At 70.8% G+C, this 23,200-nt stretch carries 11 protein-coding genes and 1 pseudogene; 10 read left to right on the forward strand and 2 right to left on the reverse strand.

What is annotated here, in order from left to right; translation table 11 throughout:
* Nucleotides 1-685: 685 nt before the first annotated feature.
* The 5 genes from ACFY3N_RS11475 (at nucleotide 686) to ACFY3N_RS11495 (ending at nucleotide 15,002) form a co-directional block, all read left to right on the forward strand.
* A complete protein-coding gene (locus tag ACFY3N_RS11475; protein ID WP_390816403.1) occupies nucleotides 686-1,177 on the forward strand; it encodes an RICIN domain-containing protein in 492 nt (163 codons plus the stop codon).
* Nucleotides 1,178-1,510: 333 nt separating this feature from the next.
* Nucleotides 1,511-11,002 (forward strand): amino acid adenylation domain-containing protein, encoded by a 9,492-nt coding sequence (locus tag ACFY3N_RS11480; RefSeq protein ID WP_390816404.1) that lies wholly within the window; start codon nucleotides 1,511-1,513, stop codon nucleotides 11,000-11,002.
* Nucleotides 11,003-11,033: 31 nt separating this feature from the next.
* Entirely contained in the window at nucleotides 11,034-12,707 is a 1,674-nt protein-coding gene (locus ACFY3N_RS11485; protein ID WP_390816405.1) for a phytoene desaturase family protein, read from the forward strand.
* Entirely contained in the window at nucleotides 12,704-13,759 is a 1,056-nt protein-coding gene (locus ACFY3N_RS11490; protein ID WP_390816406.1) for a zinc-binding dehydrogenase, read from the forward strand. The genes ACFY3N_RS11485 and ACFY3N_RS11490 overlap by 4 nt, the downstream gene beginning before the upstream one ends.
* Nucleotides 13,760-13,802: 43 nt before the next feature.
* The gene (locus ACFY3N_RS11495; protein ID WP_390816407.1) at nucleotides 13,803-15,002 is read left to right on the forward strand and encodes a cytochrome P450; all 1,200 of its coding nucleotides are present in this window, start codon (nucleotides 13,803-13,805) and stop codon (nucleotides 15,000-15,002) included.
* A gap of 375 nt (nucleotides 15,003-15,377) precedes the next feature.
* Here the strand turns inward: ACFY3N_RS11495 and ACFY3N_RS11500 are convergent.
* Nucleotides 15,378-15,650 (reverse strand): annotated as a pseudogene (locus ACFY3N_RS11500) (SpoIIE family protein phosphatase); the annotation flags it as partial.
* 1,078 nt (nucleotides 15,651-16,728) lie between these two features.
* Here ACFY3N_RS11500 and pcaC point away from each other — a divergent pair.
* The 4 genes from pcaC (at nucleotide 16,729) to ACFY3N_RS11520 (ending at nucleotide 20,030) form a co-directional block, all read left to right on the forward strand.
* Nucleotides 16,729-18,027 (forward strand): 4-carboxymuconolactone decarboxylase, encoded by a 1,299-nt coding sequence (gene pcaC, locus ACFY3N_RS11505; RefSeq protein WP_390816471.1) that lies wholly within the window; start codon nucleotides 16,729-16,731, stop codon nucleotides 18,025-18,027.
* 50 nt (nucleotides 18,028-18,077) lie between these two features.
* Nucleotides 18,078-18,713, forward strand: coding sequence for an MBL fold metallo-hydrolase (locus tag ACFY3N_RS11510; protein ID WP_390816408.1), 636 nt, complete (start codon nucleotides 18,078-18,080; stop codon nucleotides 18,711-18,713).
* 53 nt (nucleotides 18,714-18,766) lie between these two features.
* Complete coding sequence (locus ACFY3N_RS11515) at nucleotides 18,767-19,546, forward strand: exodeoxyribonuclease III (protein WP_390816409.1); 780 nt, start codon at nucleotides 18,767-18,769, stop codon at nucleotides 19,544-19,546.
* Between the two features lie 76 nt (nucleotides 19,547-19,622).
* The gene (locus tag ACFY3N_RS11520; RefSeq protein WP_390816410.1) at nucleotides 19,623-20,030 is read left to right on the forward strand and encodes a DUF6278 family protein; all 408 of its coding nucleotides are present in this window, start codon (nucleotides 19,623-19,625) and stop codon (nucleotides 20,028-20,030) included.
* A gap of 410 nt (nucleotides 20,031-20,440) precedes the next feature.
* Here the strand turns inward: ACFY3N_RS11520 and ACFY3N_RS11525 are convergent, their stop codons facing one another.
* Nucleotides 20,441-21,196: a hypothetical protein gene (locus ACFY3N_RS11525; protein WP_390816411.1), complete on the reverse strand. Its 756-nt coding sequence runs from the start codon at nucleotides 21,194-21,196 to the stop codon at nucleotides 20,441-20,443.
* A 151-nt stretch (nucleotides 21,197-21,347) separates the two neighbouring features.
* Here ACFY3N_RS11525 and ggt point away from each other — a divergent pair, with 151 nt between their 5' ends.
* Complete coding sequence (gene ggt, locus ACFY3N_RS11530; RefSeq protein WP_390816412.1) at nucleotides 21,348-23,177, forward strand: gamma-glutamyltransferase; 1,830 nt, start codon at nucleotides 21,348-21,350, stop codon at nucleotides 23,175-23,177.
* Nucleotides 23,178-23,200: the final 23 nt, after the last annotated feature.

The raw sequence follows: 23,200 nt of genomic DNA on the forward strand, positions 1-23,200 counted from the left end.
GTGGTGCTGTGCACTTCTCGCCGGCCGTTTTCGGCTCCTCGTTCCACGGGCCCCGCCTCACCTCGAGCGGCCTCTCGCTCCGCACGAAGACGCATGCGCCGCCGAGTCGGCCTTCGGCGCACGAAACATGGCGGCGGACAGGTCGCGTACCACCGGCGCGGATGCGGGAGGCTGGGCTGCAACAGCGCGCGACTGTGCCGTTGTCGCACTCCTCGCCCCGGCGTGCAGGGCTCCAGAAGAAGCGGAGTCGCGCGCTCCGGCGGAAATGCCTCACCCACACGAATGGTTACCGAGAGCGCCGTTGCGCTCTCTGTGCGTGACACCGCATAGTGGTGACGCCCCATCTGACGCGGGCCGGGCCGGCTCACCCTCCAAGGCCGACCACGTCCGCACGACGCACTGCACGCTGCCGGCCGGGCAGAACCGTATGCCGACACCTGACGGCCCGAAGCGACCTGCCTCTTGGCCGCTCCCGGTTTCCATCCCCCTTTCGGGCGGCTCGCCCGCGATCACCTCAGTCACGCTGTGACGGCGGGTTGCCGTGCGCTGCCCGCGGCCCCCGCTGGACAGCCGCGACACCGGTAGCAGACCAACGCCAGAGAGCGCCGTCCCCTCGCACAAGGAGAACACCCGTGCGCAGCAAGCGCTTCTTCCGCTCTTCCAGCCCCTGGCCCGGCTCACGGTCATGCCGGCCGCTCTGTTCGGTCTGCTGGCCGTCACCTCCCACACCGCCACCGCCGCCGAGTTCGACAGCGGCCCCTGGCGCATCGTCAACTCCGCGACCAGCGGCCACCTGGTGCCCTACGGCTTCGGCATGAACCACCAGAACGACATCCTCATCCACGCCCGGAACGAACTCTCCAGCGGAGACTCCTGGCGCCTGGAGCGGGTGCAGAGCGAGTGCTGCATCATCCGCAACACCGACACCCAGAAGTGCCTGAAGCCCGGCAGCCTCTACGACGGCTTCAAGCCCTTCGTCACCCAGGCGACCTGCTCCAGCCCCTACGAGTTCCAGTGGAACCTCGTCTCGCGCTGGAACAACCCCTACGAGGCACGGACCGTCTCCCGCGCCACCAAGCAGGCCCTGCGCCCCTACTACAACCTGCCCAACCAGGTCGTCATCCTCGACACCCCCAGCGAGTCGGCCCCCAGCCACTGCTCCTTCGACCGCCTGTAGCCGGCCACTCCGGCAAGAGCTGCGAAAGAGACCTCATCCGCCTTCACTCCGCGAGTCGTCGCGGGGTGAAAGCACCACGTACCTCAGCAGCACGGCCCCGGGCACCGTCACGCCGGCTGTCCGGTGAAACGCCCTTCCGGCCGACCGGGCTGGAACGGTCGTCCGTGGGGAGCGCGTCGCTGTCGCACCGAGATCAGCGGTACCCGGTCGAGGTGATCTCGCACTCCGTGTGACCGTACTTCCGCCACGCCCGAGTACGGTGGCGGCCGCGTGCCGGCCGGCCGTCCCCTGTCAACCGGCGACTCCCCATCATTGCCTCTTCAAGGAATGCCCATGTCGGAGTTACAGCGCGTTGCCACGCGAGACAAGGTCGCGATCATCGGAATGGGCTGCCGGTTGCCCGGTGGAGCATCCGACTACCGGACCTTCTGGCAGAACCTCTTGCACGGCAAGGACTGCATCGTCCCGACGCCGTCCGACCGGTACGACATCACGACACTCGCCAGCCAGGACCAGGCCAGGCCCGGCCGGTTGGTCGGCGGGCGCGGTGGATACATCGACGGCTTCGACGAGTTCGATCCGGCCTTCTTCGGTATCAGCCCGCGCGAGGCCGCCCATATGGACCCGCAGCAGCGCAAGCTGTTGGAGGTGACCTGGGAGGCGCTGGAGGACGGCGGGCAGAAACCGGCGGAACTCGCGGGTCAGGACGTCGGTGTCTTCGTGGGCGCCTTCACCCTCGACTACAAGATCCTTCAGTTCGCCGACCTCGGTTTCGAGACGCTCACCGCCCACACCGCGACCGGCACCATGATGACGATGGTGTCGAACCGCATCTCGTACTGCTTCGACTTCCGCGGTCCCAGTGTCTCTCTCGACACCGCGTGCAGTTCCTCCTTGGTGGCCGTCCACCTGGCGTGCCAGAGCCTGAGCCGCGGTGAGAGCAAGCTGGCACTCGCCGGTGGGGTGCTCCTGCACAGCGCCCCGCAGTACACCATCGCCGAGACCAAGGGCGGCTTCCTCTCACCTGATGGCCGGTCACGCACCTTCGACGCCTCAGCCAACGGCTACGTCCGCGCGGAAGGTGTCGGTGTGATCGTCCTCAAACGTCTGGACGACGCCCTGCGTGACGGCGACCCCGTGCACGCGGTGATCATCGGCAGTGGCGTCAACCAGGACGGGCGTACCGACGGCATCACCGTCCCCAACGCCGATGCCCAGGTCACGCTCGTCGAGCGGGTCTGCGCCGAGGCGGGCATCATGCCCGGCGACCTCCAGTACGTCGAGGCCCACGGCACATCCACCCCGGTCGGCGATCCCATCGAAGCGGGTGCGCTGGGCCGCGCGCTGTCCATCGGGCGTACGCCCGGCGGCCGGTGCTACGTGGGTTCGGTAAAGGCCAACATCGGTCACTGCGAGTCGGCCGCGGGCATCGCCGGGCTCATCAAGACGGTGCTGAGCCTCAAGCACCGCACCGTCCCGGCCCACATCAACCTCGACGAGATCAACCCGGCGATCGATCTGGCGACGCTGCCGTACGAGATCCCGACCCGTCCGGTTCCCTGGCCCGACCATGAGGGTCCGGCGCGGGCGGGCGTCAACTCCTTCGGTTTCGGCGGGACCAACGCCCATGTCCTGCTCGAAGCCGCCCCGGCGGACGGAACGGCCGGTCTGCCGAGGCAACGCCGTGCGCGCTCGGGCCCTGCCATCCTGCCCCTGACCGCACGCGATCCCGCCCTGCTCACCGAGGTCGCCGAGAACATCCGGCGGGAACTGTCCGGCGCATACGGCCCGGCACCCTCCCTGCCTGACCTCGCCCACACCCTGGCCCACCGCCGTCAGCACCTCGAAGCGAGACTGTCGGTGGTCTACGACTCGCCTGCCTCGCTGAAGGAGGCCCTTGACGCTCATCTGCGCGGCGAGGCCCACCCCCGGGTACTGCTGGACCGGCAACGGCCCGCACAGGACCGGCGGCTGGTCTGGGTCTTCACCGGCATGGGGCCGCAGTGGTGGGGCATGGGGCGGCAGCTCTTCGAGACCGAGCCGGTCTACCGGGAGGCGGTCGAGGCGTGTGACCGCGCGCTGCGCGAGTTCACCGACTGGTCGCTGGTGGAGGAGCTGGCCGCCGACGAGACCGGCTCCCGGATGGACGAGACCTGGCTGGCCCAGACCGCCAACTTCGCAGTGCAGGTGGGCCTCGCGGCTCTGTGGCGCAGTCACGGCGTGCGGCCGGACGCCGTCGTCGGGCACAGCACCGGTGAGATCGCGGCGTTCTACGAGGCCGGCGTCTACAGCCTGCGGGACGCCGCCGCGATCGCGGTCCACCGCAGCCGGCTCCAGCAGAGGCTGGTGGGTACCGGAACCATGCTGGCGGTGGGTCTGCCGGAGGCGGAAGCCCTACGCCGGGTACGAACCCACGCCGGCCACGTGTCGGTGGCCGCCGTCAACAGTCCGACGGCAATCACCCTGGCCGGGGACGAGCAGGCCCTCACCGAGATCGCCGACGGGCTCAAGGACGAGGGGGTCTTCGTCAAGTTCCTCGCCGTTCGAGTGCCGTACCACAGCGCGCGCATGGACGTCATCGAGGACGACCTGCTCTCCTCTCTCGCCGGTCTCCGGCCGCGACCGGCACGCCTCCCGCTCTGCCTGACCGCGGGCGGGGAGTGGGCGGGCCGGTATGCGGAGGGTCCGGAACTGGACGCCGCGTACTGGTGGCGCAACGTCCGCGACAGCGTGCGGTTCGCCGACGCCGTCGGCCGGCTGGCCGATGACGGCCACAGCGTCTTCCTCGAGATCGGACCCCATCCGATCCTCGGCCACGCGATCAGCGAAGTCCTCACCGCTCAGGGGCGCGAGGCGCGGACCATGCCGTCGATCCGCCGCCAGGAGGACGAGCGGGAGCGCTTCACCCTCTCCCTCGCCGCCCTGCACAACCTCGGTGTCGACATCGACTGGGCGGCTGTCCACCCCACCGGTCGGCCGGTGCCCCTGCCCCGCTACCCCTGGAAGCGGGACCGGCACTGGACCGAGCCCGAGCCGGTCGCACGGGTTCGCCTCGGCTGGTTGGACCACCCGCTGCTGGGCCGCCGTCTCGACACCGCCGAGCCGACCTGGGAGGCCAGGCTGGACGTCGAGTCCCTGCCCTACCTGGGGGACCACCGGATCCAGGGCAGCGCGGTCTTCCCGGCGGCCGGCTATGTGGAGATGGCGACGCAGGCCGTCCAGGCGATGAGCGGCGGCGGTGCCACCCTCGCCGACATCGAACTGCGCAAGGCGCTGTTCCTGCCGACCGGGCCCGAGGGCTCCGCCGGAGGGACGGCACCGGTGCAGCTCTCCTTCCGCGGCGAGGACGCGGAGTTCACCATCGCCACCGCCTCCCGGGGTGACACCGGTGAGCGGTCCGTGCACGCCCGCGGTGCCGTGCGCTCCACCCAGCCCGGACACCACCGGCGTCTCCCCCCGCTGGACGTCGACTCGGTCCGGCGCGGCAGCACACTCCACCTGACCGGCGCCGCCTGCTACGAAGCGCTGGCTGCCCTCGGCTACCACTACGGTCCGGCGTTCCAGGGCATCGAGGAGGTGTGGATCGGCCCCGGCGAGGCGCTCGCCCGTATCCGGCCGCCCGCGCCGATCGGCGACGACGCCGCCCGCCACCATGTGCACCCGGTCCTGCTGGATTCCTGCTTCCAGGCGCTGCTGACACCTCAACTCCTCGGACACCAGGAGGGCGAGGAAGCGGTCGGCACCGGTATCCGGCTGCCGCTGTCGATCGGCGAGGTGGACCTCGACACCGTCGGGAATCAGCCGTTGTGGGCGCACGCCGTCCTCACCGGCAACGCGGACGGTGAACTCGTCGGCGACATCGCGGTGCACGCCGACGACGGCCGCCCGCTCGGCCGTGTCACCGGTTTCCGCGCCGCCGACATTGAGACGGTCTCCGCCGCCGTGAGCCTGGGCACCATCGACTCCTGGCTGGCCGACATCACCTGGACCGAGGCCCCGTACGCCCCCGACGCATCCGCGATTTCCGTACAGGACTGGCTTGTTCTCGCCGATGGGCAGGGCGTCGCCGACGAACTGGCGGCCCGGATCACCGCCCGCGGTGGCCGCTGCCACCTGGTGCGGCCAGGCCCGGCCTACCGCATGGCCCCCGAGCGGCACGAGTCGGTGGTCGCACCGGGTTCCACCGCCGACCTGGAGCGGCTCCTCACCGAGTTGCGCGCGGGCGGTGCGCCGCCGTACGACCATGTCGTCCACCTGTGGAGTCTGGATCTCCCGCCGATGGACGCGATCCGCGCGGCATCCGATGTCCGTGAGCGCGCCGACCTCGCCGGCTACTCGCTGGTCGCGCTCGCCCGCGCGCTGCCGACCCACCAGCCGGGCAGCAGGCTCCACATCGTCACCCGTGGCTGTCAGGCCGTCGTCCCCGGCGACCACGCCGAGCCGCTGTCCGCGCCCTCCTGGGGCATCGGTCGAGTACTGGGACAGCAGGAGCTTCCCGACCACCGCGGCACGCTCATCGACCTCGACCCTCTCGCCGGTGACGGCACCACGGCCCGCGCCGCGGAGGCCGAGGCCCTGCTGCGGGAGGTGACCGCGGCCGACGGCGAGCACGAGGTCGCGCTGCGCGACGGCCGCCGCCTCACCAGCCGTCTCACCCCGGTCACCGGCCTGCCCCGCCCGCTGCCGCTACGGCTTCGTGTTGACGGCGCGTACCTGGTGACCGGTGCGTTCGGCGCGCTCGGCAGGCTGCTGTGCCGTCAGCTCGTCACCCGCGGCGCCCGCCGTCTGATCCTCGTCGGCCGTACCGCGCTGCCCGACCGTGACCAGTGGCACACCGTCGACCCGGACTCCGCCTCCGGTGACCGTATCCGCTTCCTCAAGGAGCTGGAGGCACTCGGCGCCCAGCCGGTCCTCGCCCCGCTCGACATCGCCGACGAGTCCGCCCTCACCACGTGGCTCGCCGACTACCGGCGGCGTCAGTCGCCGCCGATCCGCGGTGTGTTCCACCTCGCCGGCCAGGTCCGCGACACCCTCCTGCCGGACATGGACCGGGCCACCTTCGACGCCGTGTACACCCCCAAGGTGCTCGGCGCGTACCTCCTCCACCGCCACCTCGCCGACGAACCACTCGACCACTTCGTCCTCTTCTCGTCGATCGCCTCGCTGCTGACCACCGCGGGCCAGACCAACTACGCCGCCGGCAACGCCTTCCTCGACGCGCTCGCCCACCATCGCCGCGCCCGCGGCCTGCCCGCCCTCAGCGTTGACTGGGGCCCCTGGGCCACAGGCATGATCGAGGAACTGGGGCTGGTCGAGCACTACCGCACCCGCCGGGGCATGAGCTCGCTCTCCCCCGAAGCGGGCATGGCCGTCCTCGAACGCGTCCTCGGCCAGGACCGGGCCCAACTGCTCGTCGCCACCGTCGTCGACTGGCCCCTCTTCCTCGCCTGGTACCCGCAGCCGCCGCCCCTCGTCGTCGACCTGGCCGCGGCGGCGGACGAGAGCGACTCGTCGGCGACCGGGGACGGCAGCGCCCTCGACACCTTCCGGTCCGTCTTCCGCGCCGCGGACCCTGACACCCGCGAGGCCCTCCTCACCGATCGTTTCACCCACGTCGTCGCCGGTGTGCTGCGGATGCCGCCCGAACAGGTCGACCCCGCCACCGGACTGGGCGCGCTCGGTCTCGACTCCCTGCTGGCGATGGAACTGCGCTCGCGGGTCCAGGCCGACCTGGGCGTCACGCTCCCGGTCGTCGCCCTGCTCGGCAACACCCCCGTCGGCGACCTGATCAGCCGTCTCCACGAGGAACTCACGGAACTGGTCACCGCGGGTCCGGACGAGGCCGAGACCACAGCCGCGGTCGAGTTCTTCCACGACGAGCGACAGCACCCCCTGACCCAGAACCAGAAGGCTCTGTGGTTCCTCAAGCAGCTCAACCCCGACGGCTTCGCCTACAACATCGGCGGCGCCGTCGAGATCCGCACCGAAGTCGACCCCGAGCTGATGTTCGCGGCGTTCCGCGTCCTGATCGAACGCCACCCCTGCCTCCGGGCCAACTTCACCCACGACCAGGGGCAGCCGGTGCAGAAGACCGCTCCCGCCGAAGACTCCGCCTCCCGGACGGACGTCGCGCTCTTCGACGTCCAGGATCGGCCATGGGACGACATTCACGCACTGATCGTCAGTGAGTACCGCAAGCCGTACGACCTCGCACACGACCCGCTGATCCGACTGCGCCTGTTCCGACGCGGCCCGGACCGCTGGGTGCTGATGAAGGCCGTCCACCACATCATCTCCGACGCGGTCTCCACGTTCACCTTCATCGAGGAACTCCTCGCGGTCCATGAGGCGCTGCGCCTGCGCCGTACGCCCGAACTACCTCCCGTCCCCGCCCGTTACGTCGACTTCCTCAACTGGCAGAACCAGTTCCTCACCGGCCGCGACGCCCGGCGGATGCTCGACTACTGGAAGGCCCACCTGCCGACCGACATCCCGGCCCTCGGTCTGCCGACGGACCGGCCCCGCCCGCCCGTCCAGACCCACAACGGCGCGTCGGAGTTCTTCGTCCTCGACGCCGACCTCAGCGCCCGCGTCCACGCCCTGGCCCGGGAACACGACGTCACCGTGTTCATGGTGCTCATCAGCGCCTACTACCTACTGCTCCACCACTACTCCGGACAGGACGACATCATCGTCGGCAGTCCGGTGACGGGCCGCACCCAGGAGCAGTTCGCCAAGGTCTACGGCTACTTCGTCAACCCGCTGCCGCTCCACCTCGACCTCGCCCGCCGGCCGACCGTCGCCGAACTCCTCGCCCAAGTCCGCGACGTCGTGCTCGGGGGCCTGGACCACCAGGAGTACCCGTTCGTACTGCTGGTCGAGGAACTGGGTCTGAAGCACGACCCGAGCCGGTCCGCGGTCTTCCAGGCGATGTTCATCCTGCTCACCCACAAGGTGGCCACCGAGAAGTACGGCTACCGCCTGGAGTACATCGAATTGCCGGAAGAGGAAGGGCAATTCGACATCACCCTCTCGGTGTACGAGGACGAGTCCGATCGTCGCTTCCACTGTGTCTTCAAGTACAACACCGACCTGTTCCTCCCCGAGACGATGCGGCGGATGGCCTCCCACTACACCAACCTGCTCGACGCGCTGACCCGCGCGGCTCCCGCGGAGCCCGCCCTCCGGCTGGAGATGCTCGGGGCCCGGGAGCGCGAGCGTCTCGTCGACGGCTGGAGCGGGGCGGGGCGGCGGGCCGTCGTACCCGACGTGCCGGTGCACCGGCTCATCAGCCGGATCGCCGCCGAGCGGCCCGGGGCCGTCGCCGTCTCCGCTCCCGCTGAGGACGGCGCCGGCCTGCGGATGACCTACGGGGAACTGGACCTCCGCAGTCGCGCCCGTGCCCGACGGCTGCGCGAGCTGGGCGTGGGGGACGGTGCGGTGGTGGCCGTCTGCCTGGACAAGTCACCCGAGCTGATCGTGACCCTGCTGGCGGTACTGAGGGCCGGTGCCGCCTATCTGCCGCTGGACCCACGCGACCCGCAGGACCGGCTGGCGTTCCTCATCGCGCACACAGGTGCCGAGCGGGCCGTGGTCGACACCGGCGAGGGCGAACGGTTCGCGGGCCTGCCGTGCCGGGTGCTCACCCTGGACGATCTGACCGCGGGGTCCTCGCCCGGCGCGCCCGACTCGGACGCAGCCGAACCCGACGCCGGCATGGACGCACCGGCCTACGTCATCCACACCTCCGGCTCCACGGGGCGGCCCAAGGCGGTGCTGGTCAGCCACCGCAATCTCGCCTCGGCCTACGAAGCCTGGCGCATGGAGTACCGCCTCGACCGTGATGTCGCCGTGCACCTGCAGATGGCGAGCCCGTCCTTCGACGTCTTCACCGGGGACCTGGTGCGCGCCCTGTGCTCCGGCGGCACCCTGGTGCTCGTCGGGCGTGAGGTGCTGTTCAACACCGCGCGGCTGTACGCCGTCATGCGCCAGGAAGGTGTCGACTGCGCGGAGTTCGTGCCCTCCGTCGTCCGGGGGCTGGTGGCCCACTGCGAGCACGGCGGCAACCGGCTGGACTTCATGCGGCTGCTGATCGTGGGCTCCGACTCCTGGAAGGTCGAGGAGTACGACCGGCTGCGCGCCCTGTGCGGCCCGAAGACCCGTCTGGTCAACTCCTACGGCCTCACCGAGGCCACCATCGACAGCACGTACTTCGAGGGGCCCGTGAACGGTCTGGAACCGAGCCGGACCGTGCCCATCGGCCGGCCGTTCCCCGGTACCGAGCTGTACATCGTCGACGAGCACGGCCAACCGGTGCCGCCCGGTGTCACGGGCGAACTGTGGATCGGCGGTACGGGCGTCGCCGCCGGTTACCTCAACGACCCCGAGCAGACCGCGCACCGCTTCGCCACCCGCACCGTCGGCCGCGGGTCCGATGCCCGGACCCTTCGCCTCTACCGGACCGGCGACCTCGCGCGATGGGACAGCGAGGGGTGTGTCCATCTCCTCGGTCGAGCCGACGCCCAGGTGAAGGTGCACGGTCACCGGGTCGAGCTCGGCGAGATCGAGTCCCGTCTCGCCCAATGGCCGGCGCTGACCCAGGCGGTCGTCACCCTGCGGCCCGACGGCCGCGACGAGAACATCCTGTGCGCGTACGGCGTGGCAGCGCCCGGTGCGGAAGTGGACTGGCGGCAACTCCGCCGCCATCTCGCCGAGCATCTGCCGGCGCATCTGATCCCGGCCTCCTTCACCGAACTGCCGGAGCTGTCCCTCACCTCCAGCGGCAAAGTCGACCTTGCCGCGCTGCCCGCACCCCGGTCCGCCCCCGACGACACTCCGCACGACCCGCCCGTGACCCTCTACGAAACCCGGATGGCGGACCACTGGAAAGCGGTCCTGGGCGTCGAAGAGGTCGGTCTCCAGCACGACTTCTTCGAAGTCGGCGGCAGCTCCGTCAAGCTGATCGAACTGATCCATCACCTGCAGAACGAGTTCAACATGACCATCCCGGTCAGTCACCTGTTCAGAGTGACCACGCTGCACGGCATGGCCAGGACGGTGGAGCACATCATCACCGGCCGGCTCCCCGGCGCGCAGCCCTGGCTGCGGTTCAATCCCGGTGCCGGACCCGTCACCTTCTGCTTCCCGCCCGCCGGCGGCCACGGGCTGGTCTACCGGCTCCTCGCCGCTCAATTGCCGGAGTACGAGCTCGTGGCGTTCAACTATCTCACCGGCGACGGCAAGACGGCCCGCTACGCCGATCTGATCGAGACCCTCCAGCCTCACGGCCCTTGTGAGCTGCTCGGTTACTCGCTCGGCGGCAACCTCGCCTTCGAGGTCGCCAAGGAATTGGAGCACCGCGGTCGGGAGGTCCGCGATGTCGTCGTCCTCGATGCGTACCGGGTCCCCACTCCCTACACCGTCGGTGACGAGCACCTCGTGGAATTCGAGCGCGAGTTGCGCGAGCACCTGCGCAAGCACACCGGCTCCGAGGAACTGGCCCAGGAAACCCTCGACCAGGCCAGGGACTACATCGGCTTCTGCTCCCGCACCCCCAACCTCGGCACGGTACGCGCCGCCGTCACCGTGATCTCCGACGAACACAAGGCCGCCCTCTACGCCGCTGGGGAGCCCGGTTCCTGGCACGGCAGTTCCACCGGTTCGACCGCGGTGCTGACCGGCTCCGGCGAACACGCCGACATGCTCGATCCGGAGCACCTGGAGCACAACGCCGGCCTGGTCCGCGCGGTCCTGACCCGCACGCCGGCCGAGCACCGCGTCGGCGCATCCAGCACGGCCACGGGAGGTGGGACGCATGGGGCATGAGACCGTATCCGGCCGAAGGCGTCGGCGCACGATGGTCATCATCGGCGGAGGGCTCGGCGGACTGTCGACGGGCTGCTACGCACAGATGAACGGGTACCGGACCCGGGTCCTGGAGATGCACGAGCTACCGGGCGGCTGCTGCACCGCCTGGGACAAGGGCGACTTCACCTTCGACTGGTGCGTCAGCTGGCTGCTCGGCTCGGGCCCCGGCGACGAGATGCACCAGATCTGGCTGGAACTCGGCGCGTTACAGGGCAAAGAGATGCGCAACTTCGACGTCTTCAACGTCGTACGCGCCCGCGACGGCCGGGCGGTGTACTTTTACTCCGATCCGGACCGTCTCGAAGCACACCTGCTCGGCCTCTCGCCCGCCGACGCCAAGCCCATCAAGGAGTTCTGCGCGAGCCTGCGGAAATTCAAGGCGTGCATGGCGGTCTACCCCTTCCTCAAGCCGGCGGGGCTCATGGGACGGATCGAACGCCTGCGCATGCTGGCGGCGTTCGTCCCGTACTTCAACGTCATCCGGAAATCGATCACCACCCTGATGACGGACTACACCGAGCGGTTCTCCGACCCGCTGCTGCGCGACGCCTTCAACCACATCCTCTACGAGTACCACCCCGCGTTCCCCGTCCTCCCCTTCTACTTCCAGCTGGCGTCACACGCCAACGGGACCGCGGGCGTGCCCGAAGGGGGTTCGCTGGGACTGGCGCGGTCGGTCGAGGAACGCTATCTGCGACTCGGCGGGGAGGTCACTTACAACGCCAAGGTCGACGATGTGCTGGTCAAGGACGACCAGGCCGTGGGCGTCCGGCTGAGCGACGGACGGGAGTTCAGGGCCGACATCGTAGTCTCCGCCTGCGACGGCCGCACCACGATGATGGACCTCCTCAAGGGCCGGTACCTCAACAAGACGTACGAGCGGCTCTACACGAAGACCATCGACGAGCCGGGAATGCTCTATCCCGGGTACGTAAGCGTCTTCCTGGGCCTGAACCGCCCGTTCCCGCAGGGTGATCCCTGCACGACGTACCTGCTCGACGAGGAAGAGGCGGCCTCGTTCGTCGGCATGGGGCATCCCAGCATCAACGTGCAGTTCCGCAGCGTCCACTACCCGGAACTCTCGCCGCGCGGCACCGGCGTCGTCTTCGTCACCTACTTCTCCGACACCCGGGTCTGGCGGAAGCTGACCGAAGGGCCGGACCAGCACAGCCGCATGCACAAGGGGGAGGAGCTGCATACGCTGGCGGTGCGCCGCGGCCCCGCGTACTACGCCGCCAAGCGCCAGGTGCAGCGCGCCGCCGCGGATTTCCTGGACCGCAGGTTCCCGGGGCTGGCGGAGGCGGTCGTGGCGCGCGACACCGGCACTCCGCTCACCCAGATCCGCTACACCGGCAACCACAACGGAACCATCGCCGGCTGGCTGCCGTTCGTGGACGGCGCGGAAACGCTGGAGAAGGAGATCAACAAGAACGGTCCGGTGGCGCCGGGGCTGAAGAACTTCTATCTCTCCGGCACCTGGTCCACGATCGGCGGCCTCATCCGGGCCGCGGCAGCGGGCCGTCACGTCACACAGTTCATCTGCCGGGACGACGGTGTGGACTTCACCGCCGACATCGACCGGACCCAGCCGCCGCCCACCCAGATCGTCATCCCGGTCGGCCGGCGCCCGACCACCGACCCCGTGGCCCAGGAGTGTGAATGAGGATCGAGAAATGGATCGTGCGCGAGCACGTGCCGGGCGTTCCCGACATCGACCGGATCTACGAGAAGGTGGTCGAGGAGGTGGACGTCTCGCTCGCGGACGACGAGATGCTCTTCGAAACCCTCTACGTGTCGCTCGACCCCTACCTTCAGGGACTGGCCCTCGAAACACCCATCGGCGGGCACATGGTCGCGCACAGCATCCTGCGCGTCGTCTCGGCCGGCCCGCGGGCCGCCTTCTCGGTCGGCGACCTGGTGCAGGGCTACGGCGGCTGGCGCAGCCACCTGATCGGCACCGGTGCGGGATGGCGGTGGGAGCACGGCGCGTTCCCCGTCCCCTTCCCCGCCTTCCGGCGGCTGGACCCGCAACGCTACGACGAGGCGCTGCCGCTGTCGACGGCACTCGGCGTCATGGGTCCACCGGGACTGACCGCCTGGGGCACGCTGACCAAGTTCTTCACCGTCGAGCCGGGTGACACCTTCGTGGTCAGCGGTGCCTCCGGCTCCGTCGGATCACTGGCCGGCCAGCTCGCCAAACGAGCCGGCGCACGCGTGGTCGGCACCACCAGCTCACCCGTGAAGGCACAGCATCTGACGGCCCTGGGCTTCGACGACGTCATCCATTACCGCCAGGGCGACGACCCCGGTAAAGCACGCGAGGCACTGCGAGCAGCGACACCTCGAGGCATCGACAAATACTTCGACAACCTGGGCGGGGCGATCACCGACGCGGTCTTCTCCATGCTGAACGTCGGCAGTCAGGTCGCCGTCTGCTGGCAGTGGGCGACGCAGATCGCGGGTGACCACACGGGACCCCGTCTCCTCCCCTTCATCATGTTCCCCCGTACGACCGTCCGCGGGATCTTCGCGGAGGAGTGGTACGACGACCAGACCCTGGACGCGCTCCACGACGACCTCGGCGGAATGGTCCGCCGCGGCGAGATCGTCCACCACGAGACCGTCCGGCACGGATTCGACGCCATCCCCGAGGCGTACCGCAGCCTGTACACGGACCCGGCCGCCAACCGCGGCAAGCTCCTGGTGCGCCTGTGACCACCCGCCTTCTCCGACTTTCCTGCCCGAGGAAGGGCCGACGATGACGACAACGGCACAGCGCGAACCGCTCGCCTATCCCTTCGGACAGCCCGACGGACTCGGGCTCCACCCCATCTACGCCGAACTGCGGCAACGGCCCCCGGCACGGGTGCGCATGCCGTACGGCGAGGACGCCTGGCTCGTCACCCGGTACGCCGACGCCAAGTCGCTGCTGGGCGATCCCCGGTTCAGTATGGCCGCGGCGGTCGGCCGGGACCGGCCACGCGTCAGGCCGGTCGCGGTGAGCGGCGGGGGCCTGCTGTCCACCGACGGGCCGGACCACCTCCGACTGCGCGGCACGGTGGCGAAGACGTTCACCGCCCGCCGTGTCGAGCGGCTGCGCGACCGCGTGCGCGAGATCGCCAGGGAACTGTCGCACGGCATGCGGAAGTCGGGCGCTCCGGCGGACCTCGGCAACGGGTACGCCTTCCCCTTGGCGATCACCGTGATCGGTGAGCTGCTCGGCATCGGTCAAGAGAACCACGTCCGCGTCCGGGACTGGCTGGACGTGATGATGTCCCACACGGTGACGGCCGAGGAGTTCCACAAGTGGAACACCACGTTCGCCTCGTATACGGCCGACCTGGTGGAGCTGCGTCGTCAGGAACCCGGCGACGACCTGTTCAGCGCCCTCGTACGGGCTCATGATCAGGAAGGACGCATCACCATGGGGGAACTGATGGCCCTCGCCCCGGTACTCATCAGCGCGGGATTCGTCACGACCTTCAACCAGATCTCCAACTCCTGCTACCTTCTGCTGGCCCGCCCCGACCGCTTCTCCTCACTGCTCGGCCGGCCGGAGGCGCTCCCCCGCGCGGTGGAGGAACTACTGCGCTACGTACCACTGCCCAACGGCTTCGCCTTCCCCCGTTACGCCACCGAGGACATCGAACTCGGCGGGGCCCTCATCCGCGCCGGTGATCCCGTCCTGGTCGACACGGCGGCCGCCAACCGGGACCCAGAGGTGTTCAGCGACCCCGATGACCTCGTCCTCGACCGGGCCGTCAACCCGCACCTCAGTTTCGGACACGGCCCGCACTACTGCATCGGCGCCCACCTGGCGCGAGTGGAACTCCAGGTGGCCCTGGAGGTCCTCCTGGAGGACATGCCCGGCCTCCGGCTGGCCGTCCCCGCAGAGGAACTGCGCTGGAAGACCGGGACGATGGTGAACGGTCTGCACGAACTGCCGGTCGCCTGGTGAAGCGGCAGACCCGTCAACCCAAGCGCACGCGTTCAGACCGGCGAGATCGATCTGAGGCGATCCCTGTGGTGGGGACCCTGGGAAGTCGTACCCGTCCGGGGCGCGGGCCTGGACCTCCTGTGGTCCGGCGGGGAGGCGGGCGGCTGGTGCCACGATGTCTCCGGTCCCCGAGGTCGAGTGCGTGGGCGAACATCGCCGTGGGCGCCATGCTGATGCCGCCGCCGTCGCAGCCCCGGACGACGAGGCGCTCGAAGCCCTCGGCCGGCTTGCCCGCCTGATCGGTGTTCCGCCGTGCCCCTGCGCAGCCGGGTGCTCGATGACGATCATGGCGTCGTCGTCCAGGTGACTGCCGACGTGGTGCAGCAGGTCGGGTCGGAAGCGGCCGAGGAAGGCGTCGAGGTCGCACCCGGTCCAGCCGGTAACGCGCTCGGTGAGCGGGTAGAAGGTGCCGTCGGAGTCACGGGCCCCGGTGGCGCCGTCCGTGTACAGCAACAAGAGGTCTCCCGCGAGGAACGGGAAGCTCTCCACGTGGTGGCTCGGATCCGTCAGTTCGCCCGGCTCAGCGGAGGTGTGGAATGAAGGACGGTCATCGTCATCGGCCGGCCCTCGCGATCGGCCGAGGTTGAGCGCCGGTTCGGACCAAGCCATCCGGCTGTGGTCGGAGCCCGCTGGTGTACCGGGATCGATGGGACGGTTGTGCAGTGCCTTCCCGGACGGGGGTCTGACTCGTGAGATCTATGACCGAAGTGTCCAGTCACGGACCTGTCGACTGCCGTTGCGGGGTGCTGCCTGCCACCGAGCCACAGGGCGTGTCCCCAGAGGGGCCTTGCCGACGATCAGGCGCCATCACGGTGCAGACCGCCCGAGCGGGCCGGTGTCGTTCCCCCAGCCGGCACGTCACCACGTGGGAGGCGAACCATCGTGACGACCCGACAGCACAGCACCTCCTCCAGCACGGATCCTCCCGTTCGGCGTGAGGTCGTCCTGGGCGTGGACCCGCACGGCGAGGTGCATGTCGCCGCCGTGCTCTCCTCGCTCGGGAAGATCTTAGGCACCGATTCCTTGTCCGGCCACGGCGGCCGGCTACCGACAGTTGCTCGTCTGGGCCCGCAAGCGGGGGACGGTGCGCCGGGCCGGCGTGGAGGGCACCGGCACCCTCGGCGCGGGCCTGACCCGCTGTCTGCTGGGCCAGCAGATCCAGGTGTTCGAAGTGAACCGGCCCGACCGCACGGTCCGCCGTCTGCTCGGCAAGTCGGACCCGCTCGATGCGCGGGCCGTGCTCAGCGGTCGCGCCCGGGCCCGAGTGAAATCCGGCGACGGACCGGTGCACGCCGCCCGGATCTTCAAGCTCGCCAAGGACTCCGCGGTCAAGGCCCGCACCCAGGCGATCAACCAGCTCAAGGCCGTTCCAGTGATCGCCGATCCCGCCCTGCGGGAACGCTTGTCGAGCCTGGGCAATGCCGAGCTGTTCCGCACCTGCGCGCGCCTCGGCCCGCCCGTTGGTGGGGGAGACGAGGACGCGGTGGCCCAGGCCGCCCACATGACGCTGCGCATGCTCGCCGAGCGCATCGAGCAGCTCACCGGACAGATCAATGAGCTGAACCAACGCCTGACCCGGCTCGTCGAACACACGGTATGCCGCCCGCGAGGTCTTCAACCTGGTCAGACCGGTTTCCCGTGGACCCGCGTTATAGGGGTGTCCGTGAGACATGAGAGGGTGCGGGGCGTGAGTGAGACACCGTCGAACACCCTGCAATACCGCTTTGACGGGCCGGAAGAGGCCCCGGTCCTGATCCTCGGCCCCTCACTGGGTACCACATGGCACATGTGGGACCGGCAGGTCCCCGAGCTGACGAAGCAGTGGCGTGTGTTCCGGTTCGATCTGCCGGGACACGGCGGCGCCCCCGCCCACCCCGCGGGCTCGGTCGCCGATCTCACCACGCGGCTGCTCGCCACCCTCGAGGCCCTCGGCGTCCAGCGCTTCGGCTACGCGGGCTGCGCGCTCGGCGGCGCCGTGGGGATCGAGCTGGCCCTGCGCCACCCCGAGCGCCTCGCCTCCCTCGCGCTGATCGCCGCCTCGCCCCGCTTCGGTACGGCGGACGAGTTCCGCCGGCGCGGGGTGATCGTACGCACCAACGGGCTCGACCCCATCGCCCGCTCCGCGCCGGAGCGCTGGTTCACCGGCGGGTTCGCCGCCGCCCAGCCCGCGATCACCGAGTGGGCCGTGCAGATGGTGCGCACCACCGACCCCGGCTGCTACATCGCCGCCTGCGAGGCGCTCGCCTCGTTCGACGTGCGGGCCGGACTCGGCAGCGTCGGCGTGCCGACCCTGGTGCTGGTCGGCTCCGAGGACCAGGTCACCGGCCCCGCCGAGGCCCGCACGCTGGTCGCCGGGATCCCGGACGCCCGGCTCGCCGTCGTACCCGGCGCCTCCCACCTGGTGCCGGTGGAGCAGCCGGCCGCCGTCACCGATCTGCTGGTGCGGCACTTCTCCACCGCCTGGCAGCCCGGCTTCGACACCGCCACCGGCCACGTCGCGCTGCCCGCGGCGGCGGTGAAGCCGGCGCCGGCCGTCGTCCCGCCGCAGCAGGCCCCCGTCGCCGAGATCGCCCCGCCCGTCGCGCCGCAGCAGACGCAGAGCAGACCGGACCCCTACGACGCCGGGCTCAAGGTCCGCCGGGAAGTGCTGGGCGACGCGCACGTCGACGGGGTGCTGGCCGGGACCGACGCGTTCTCGGGCGACTTCCAGGAGCTCGTCACCCGCTACGCCTGGGGCGAGGTCTGGGACCGGCCCGGGCTCGACCGGCGCACCCGCAGCTGCGTCACCCTCACCGCCCTCGTCGCCGGCGGTCACCTGGAGGAGCTCGCGTTCCACGTCCGGGCCGCCCTGCGCAACGGGCTCACCCCGGACGAGATCAAGGAGGTGCTGCTCCAGACGGCCGTCTACTGCGGCGTCCCGGCGGCGAACAGCGCCTTCCGGGTGGCCCAGCAGGTCGTCCGTGAGGAGACCACGCCCCAGGAGTGAGCCCCGGGGGGCTCCGCGCGGCCGTGAGCGGCACGGGGCAGGATGGAGTCATGAAGCTCACGAAGAAGTCGCACGCCTGCGTCCGCCTGGAGAAGGACGGCCGCGTCCTCGTCCTCGACCCCGGAGCGTTCAGCGAGGAGGACGCGGTCCTCGGCGCGGACGCGGTCCTGGTCACGCACGAGCATCCCGACCACTTCGACGAGGGCCGGCTGCGGGTCGCGCTGGAGGCCAACCCGGCCGCCGGGATCTGGACCCTGAAGTCGGTCGCGGACCGGCTCTCGGCGGCCTTCCCGGGGCGCGTGCACACCGTCGGCCACGGCGACACCTTCACCGCCGCCGGCTTCGACGTCCAGGTCCACGGCGAACTCCACGCGGTGATCCACCCCGACATCCCGCGCGTCACCAACGTCGGCTACCTCGTCGACGACGGGAAGCTGTTCCACCCCGGCGACGCGCTCACCGTCCCCGACCGGCCGGTCGACACGCTGATGCTGCCGGTCATGGCCCCCTGGAACAAGATCTCCGAGGTCATCGACTACGTCCGCGAGGTGAAGCCGCGGCGCGCCTACGACATCCACGACGCCCTCCTCGCCGACCTCGCCCGCCCGATCTACGACCGTCAGATCGGCGCCCTCGGCGGCACGGAACACCTGCGGCTCGCACCCGGCGGCTCCGCCGAGCTGTGACCCGGCGGGCGGTCGGTCGGGCGTTGTCACAGGTGACGGGTAGGTTGGGGAACATGCGCATCGCGACCTGGAACGTGAACTCGATCACCGCCCGCCTGCCGAGGCTCCTGGCCTGGCTGGAGAGCAGCGGCACGGACGTGCTGTGCCTTCAGGAGGCCAAGGTCGCCGAGGAGAAGTTCCCGGTGGAGGAGTTGCGCGAGCTGGGCTACGAGTCGGCGGTGAACGCCACCGGCCGGTGGAACGGCGTGGCGGTGCTCTCCCGCGTCGGCCTGGAGGACGTCGTCAAGGGCCTGCCGGGCGACCCCGGCTACGACGGCTCCGTCGAGCCCCGCGCCGTCTCGGCGACCTGCGGCCCGGTCCGCGTCTGGTCGGTGTACGTGCCCAACGGCCGCGAGGTGGACCACCCCCACTACGCGTACAAGCTCCAGTGGTTCGAGGCGCTCAAGGCCGCCGTGGCCGGCGACGCGGCGGGCAGCCGCCCGTTCGCCGTCCTGGGCGACTACAACGTGGCGCCGACCGACGAGGACGTCTACGACCGGGCCGACTTCGAGGGCTCCACCCACGTCACCCCCGCCGAACGGGCCGCCCTCGCCTCCCTGCGCGAGGCCGGCCTCTCCGACGTCGTCCCGCGTCCCCTCAAGTACGAGCACCCGTTCACGTACTGGGACTACCGCCAGCTCGCCTTCCCCAAGAACCGGGGCATGCGCATCGACCTGGTGTACGGCAACGAGCCCTTCGCGAAGGCGGTCACGGACTCCTACGTCGACCGCGAGGAGCGCAAGGGCAAGGGCGCCTCGGACCACGCACCGGTCGTGGTGGACCTCGACGTGTAGGCACGGCGCCGGCCGGCCGTCGTCCGACCCCGCGCGCCTATGGTGCGCGGTGCGGTACGAATGACAGGCTGGAGGTATGAACATCCCTTTCCTGGGCAACCGGCACCGGAAGACGGGGTTCCCCGGTCCCGAGGGCATCGCGGAACTCCTCGCCGAGTGCGAGTTCCTGCGCTCCCAGGCCGACCGGGCGGGGGTCCGGCTCGACGACTCCCCGGCCTCGTTGGAGGCGCTGGACCAGCTGGTGCCGCGCTGGCGGGACGACGAGGAGGCCTCGGCCCGGCTGGGCAACGACGCGGGACTGTACCTCGGCACCGTCGTCGTGCGCACCGTGCCGGGGGCCGCCTGGGAGATCCGCGCCGACGGCCAGCCGGTCGTACGGCTCACCTCCGGCCGGGAGTTCGACGTCGTGGACGCCGGCCACGCGTGGGCGGCCACCGGCGTGCCCGAGCTGTCGCAGCTGTACGCGGAGGTCGCGGAGGCGTGAGGCCCCGGCCCACGGCTCGGTCCGCGTACGGCTCATGGCCGTCGGTCCGCTGATCGAGCCGCGTGACGGCGACGCGTTCTCCGGCGGTCCCGGCAGCGACCGCGCCGAGGACCTGCTCTCCGAGATCCTCGGGCACTGACCGGGTGACGCCCGTGGACCCGTCCGCCCGGACCTCGACTACGATGGTTCCTTCATCCCGGTGGGGGAGGGGACTCCGCGTCAGGAGCGGGGACACCGCCACCGGGAGGGGCCCACCGCCCCACGTCCACGGGGCGGCGGATCGCATCGGCCGGACCCGTCCGGCGGCAGCCGGAGATCACTGCTCGCGCGGTGGACGCGACCCCGACGACGGGTCGTCCGCCGAGGAGGAGAAGGTCAGCTGCGCGCCGGACGGGCGGTGCTGAACGAGGTCAGTCCGCCCGGTGACCGGTGCGCGGCGCGGCGGCCAGCAGCGCGGTCTGCGCGGCCCTGGTCACGTCCGCGACCAGTTCGACCACATCGGGGCCGTACGCCTGTGAGTTGATCACCTTCAGCAGCAGGACGAACGAGTTCGAGCCGTGCTTGCGGGCCAGCCGCTCGTGGTGGCGGGCGAGATAGCGGGTCGCGGCCTGGTTGGTGATCGCGCGCTGACCGCAGAACAGGAACACCGGCCGCGTCTCGCGCCGTTCACCGGCGGTCAGCCGCGCCAGCAGGACGTACTCGGTGACGCCCGGATCCATGCGGTAGCGCTCGGAGCCGATCTGGAAGGCGCCCCGGTCCGGACCCGGCGCCGGATCGACGTTGACCCGTATCCCCGGCAGCATGGCCGCCATGTGGGCCACCATCCGCCGGTTCGACCCCGGCCCGCCCACACAGAACTCGGTCCGCTCGCCGAAGCCCTGGTGGGCCGTGTCCTGGGTGACCACCTGGACGTGCGCCCCGCAGTCCTTGATCAGCGCGGAGAGCTCAAGCAGCGCGAACACGTCGAAGCGGTGCACCGCCGGTTCCGCCGTCGCCGGATCGCGGTTGACGACGAGCAGGGACTCGGAGTTCTCCGGCAGGCCGAAGAACGACTGCCTGCGGCGGAGCTTCCGCCGCCACAGGTAGGTACGGGCGATCCAGCCCAGCGCGGCGCTGAGACCGGCGGCCACTATGCCCAGAACGATGTTGCGCACGTCGTCAGTCATGGGCGCGCATGGTAGCGGTCCCACGCAAACCCGTGTTCGAGACGCGGGCGGTGGAGGCCACCCGACGACGGGACGGCACGTCCCGCGGCATCCCTGACGGGAGCCCGGTGACGAACTAGGCTGCGCGGACAGCCGTTTACCGGAGGTGCGGATGCGTCGTCCTGTCGCACGGAATCTCGCAGTCCTGGCGGTCGGTGCCGCCGTCCTGTCGGTGGGGGCGGCCCCGCCGCCCACCCAGCACGAGGCGTCCTCCCGGCACGAGGCGTCCTCCCGGCACACCCCCAAGGTCCCGGTGGCCGTCGGCCACGGCGGTGCGGTCTCCAGCGTCGACGCGGACGCCTCCGCCGCCGGGATCGAGGTCCTGGAGAAGGGCGGCAACGCCGTCGACGCGGCCGTCGCCACGGCCGCCGCGCTCGGCGTCACCGAGCCCTACTCGGCCGGCGTCGGCGGAGGCGGCTACTTCGTCTACTACGACGCCCGCTCCCGCACCGTGCACACCCTCGACGGCCGTGAGACGGCCCCGCTGACCGCCGACTCCGGACTGTTCCTGGAGAACGGCGCGCCGATCCCGTTCGCCGAAGCGGTCGGCAGCGGACTCGGGGTCGGCACCCCCGGCACGCCCGCCACCTGGCAGCGGGCGCTCGACATGTGGGGCGAGCGCGGCCTGGGCACGGTCCTGAAACCCGCCGAACGCCTCGCCCGCGACGGCTTCACGGTCGACGAGACCTTCCGCGCGCAGACCGCCGCCAACGAGGCCCGCTTCCGCCACTTCCCCGACACGGCCGAGCTGTTCCTCCCGGGCGGCGAACTCCCGGCCGTCGGCTCCACCTTCAAGAACCCCGACCTGGCCCGCACCTACCGGGAGTTGCGCCGCGAGGGCGTCGACGCCCTGTACCGGGGCGCCATCGGCCGGGACATCGCCACCACGGTCGACAAGCCGCCCGTGGACCCGGATTCCGGCTGGAACGCCCGCCCCGGCGAGCTGTCCGCCCGTGACCTCGCCGCGTACCGCGTCACGTCCCGGCCGCCCACGAAGACCTCGTACCGCGGACTGGACGTCTACTCCATCGCGCCCTCCTCCTCCGGCGGGACCACGGTCGGCGAGGCGCTCAACATCCTGGAGCGCACCGACCTCCCCGCCGCGAGCGACGTGCGGTACCTGCACCGCTTCATCGAGGCGAGCCGCATCGCGTTCGCCGACCGGGGGCGCTGGGTCGGCGACCCCGCCTTCGAGGACGTCCCGACGGAGGAACTGCTCTCCCAGCGGTTCGCCGACTCGCGCGCGTGCCTCATCGAGGACGACGCCGTCCTCACCAGCCCCCTCGCCCCCGGCGACCCCCGCGACCCGGAGCCCTGCGCGACGGGCGGCACGGCCGCCCCGACGACGTACGAGGGCGACAGCACCACGCACCTCACCACCGCCGACCGGTGGGGCAACGTCGTCGCCTACACCCTCACCATCGAGCAGACCGGCGGCAGCGGCATCACCGTGCCCGGCCGCGGCTTCCTGCTCAACAACGAGCTGACCGACTTCTCCTTCGCCCCGGCGAACCCGGCCGTCCACGACCCGAACCTGCCCGGCCCCGGCAAGCGCCCCCGGTCGTCCATCTCGCCGACGATCGTGCTCGACCGGCACGACCGGCCGGTGGTGGCGCTCGGCTCACCCGGCGGCTCGACCATCATCACCACCGTGCTGGGGACCCTCACCGGCTTCCTCGACCGGGGACTGCCCCTGGTCGACGCGATCGCCGCGCCGCGCGCCAGCCAGCGCAACACGGAGCGGACGGACCTCGAACCCGGGCTGTACGACAGTGAGGTCAGGCAGCGCCTGGAGGCCATCGGGCACTCCTTCCGGGTGAACCCGGAGATCGGCGCGGTCACGGGCGTCCAGCGGCTGCCGGACGGCAGGTGGCTCGCGGCGGCCGAGAGGGTCCGCAGGGGCGGCGGCTCCGCGATGGTCGTCCGCCCGACGCGTCGGTGACACGCGGGGGCGCCCCGTCCGGG

Source organism: Streptomyces sp. NPDC000348, assembly GCF_042898795.1.
In the GTDB taxonomy this organism is placed as follows: domain Bacteria; phylum Actinomycetota; class Actinomycetes; order Streptomycetales; family Streptomycetaceae; genus Streptomyces.

Excerpts from the sequence above, each read along its gene's own strand:
- ACFY3N_RS11515 (WP_390816409.1), top strand. The coding sequence starts at position 18,767 with ATGCGCATCGCGACCTGGAACGTGAACTCGATCACCGCCCGCCTGCCG.
- ACFY3N_RS11510 (WP_390816408.1), top strand. The coding sequence starts at position 18,078 with ATGAAGCTCACGAAGAAGTCGCACGCCTGCGTCCGCCTGGAGAAGGAC.
- ACFY3N_RS11520 (WP_390816410.1), top strand. The coding sequence starts at position 19,623 with ATGAACATCCCTTTCCTGGGCAACCGGCACCGGAAGACGGGGTTCCCC.
- ACFY3N_RS11475 (WP_390816403.1), top strand. The coding sequence starts at position 686 with ATGCCGGCCGCTCTGTTCGGTCTGCTGGCCGTCACCTCCCACACCGCC.
- ACFY3N_RS11525 (WP_390816411.1), bottom strand. The coding sequence starts at position 21,196 with ATGACTGACGACGTGCGCAACATCGTTCTGGGCATAGTGGCCGCCGGT.
- ACFY3N_RS11490 (WP_390816406.1), top strand. The coding sequence starts at position 12,704 with ATGAGGATCGAGAAATGGATCGTGCGCGAGCACGTGCCGGGCGTTCCC.
- ACFY3N_RS11485 (WP_390816405.1), top strand. The coding sequence starts at position 11,034 with ATGGTCATCATCGGCGGAGGGCTCGGCGGACTGTCGACGGGCTGCTAC.
- ACFY3N_RS11480 (WP_390816404.1), top strand. The coding sequence starts at position 1,511 with ATGTCGGAGTTACAGCGCGTTGCCACGCGAGACAAGGTCGCGATCATC.
- ACFY3N_RS11495 (WP_390816407.1), top strand. The coding sequence starts at position 13,803 with ATGACGACAACGGCACAGCGCGAACCGCTCGCCTATCCCTTCGGACAG.
- ggt (WP_390816412.1), top strand. The coding sequence starts at position 21,348 with ATGCGTCGTCCTGTCGCACGGAATCTCGCAGTCCTGGCGGTCGGTGCC.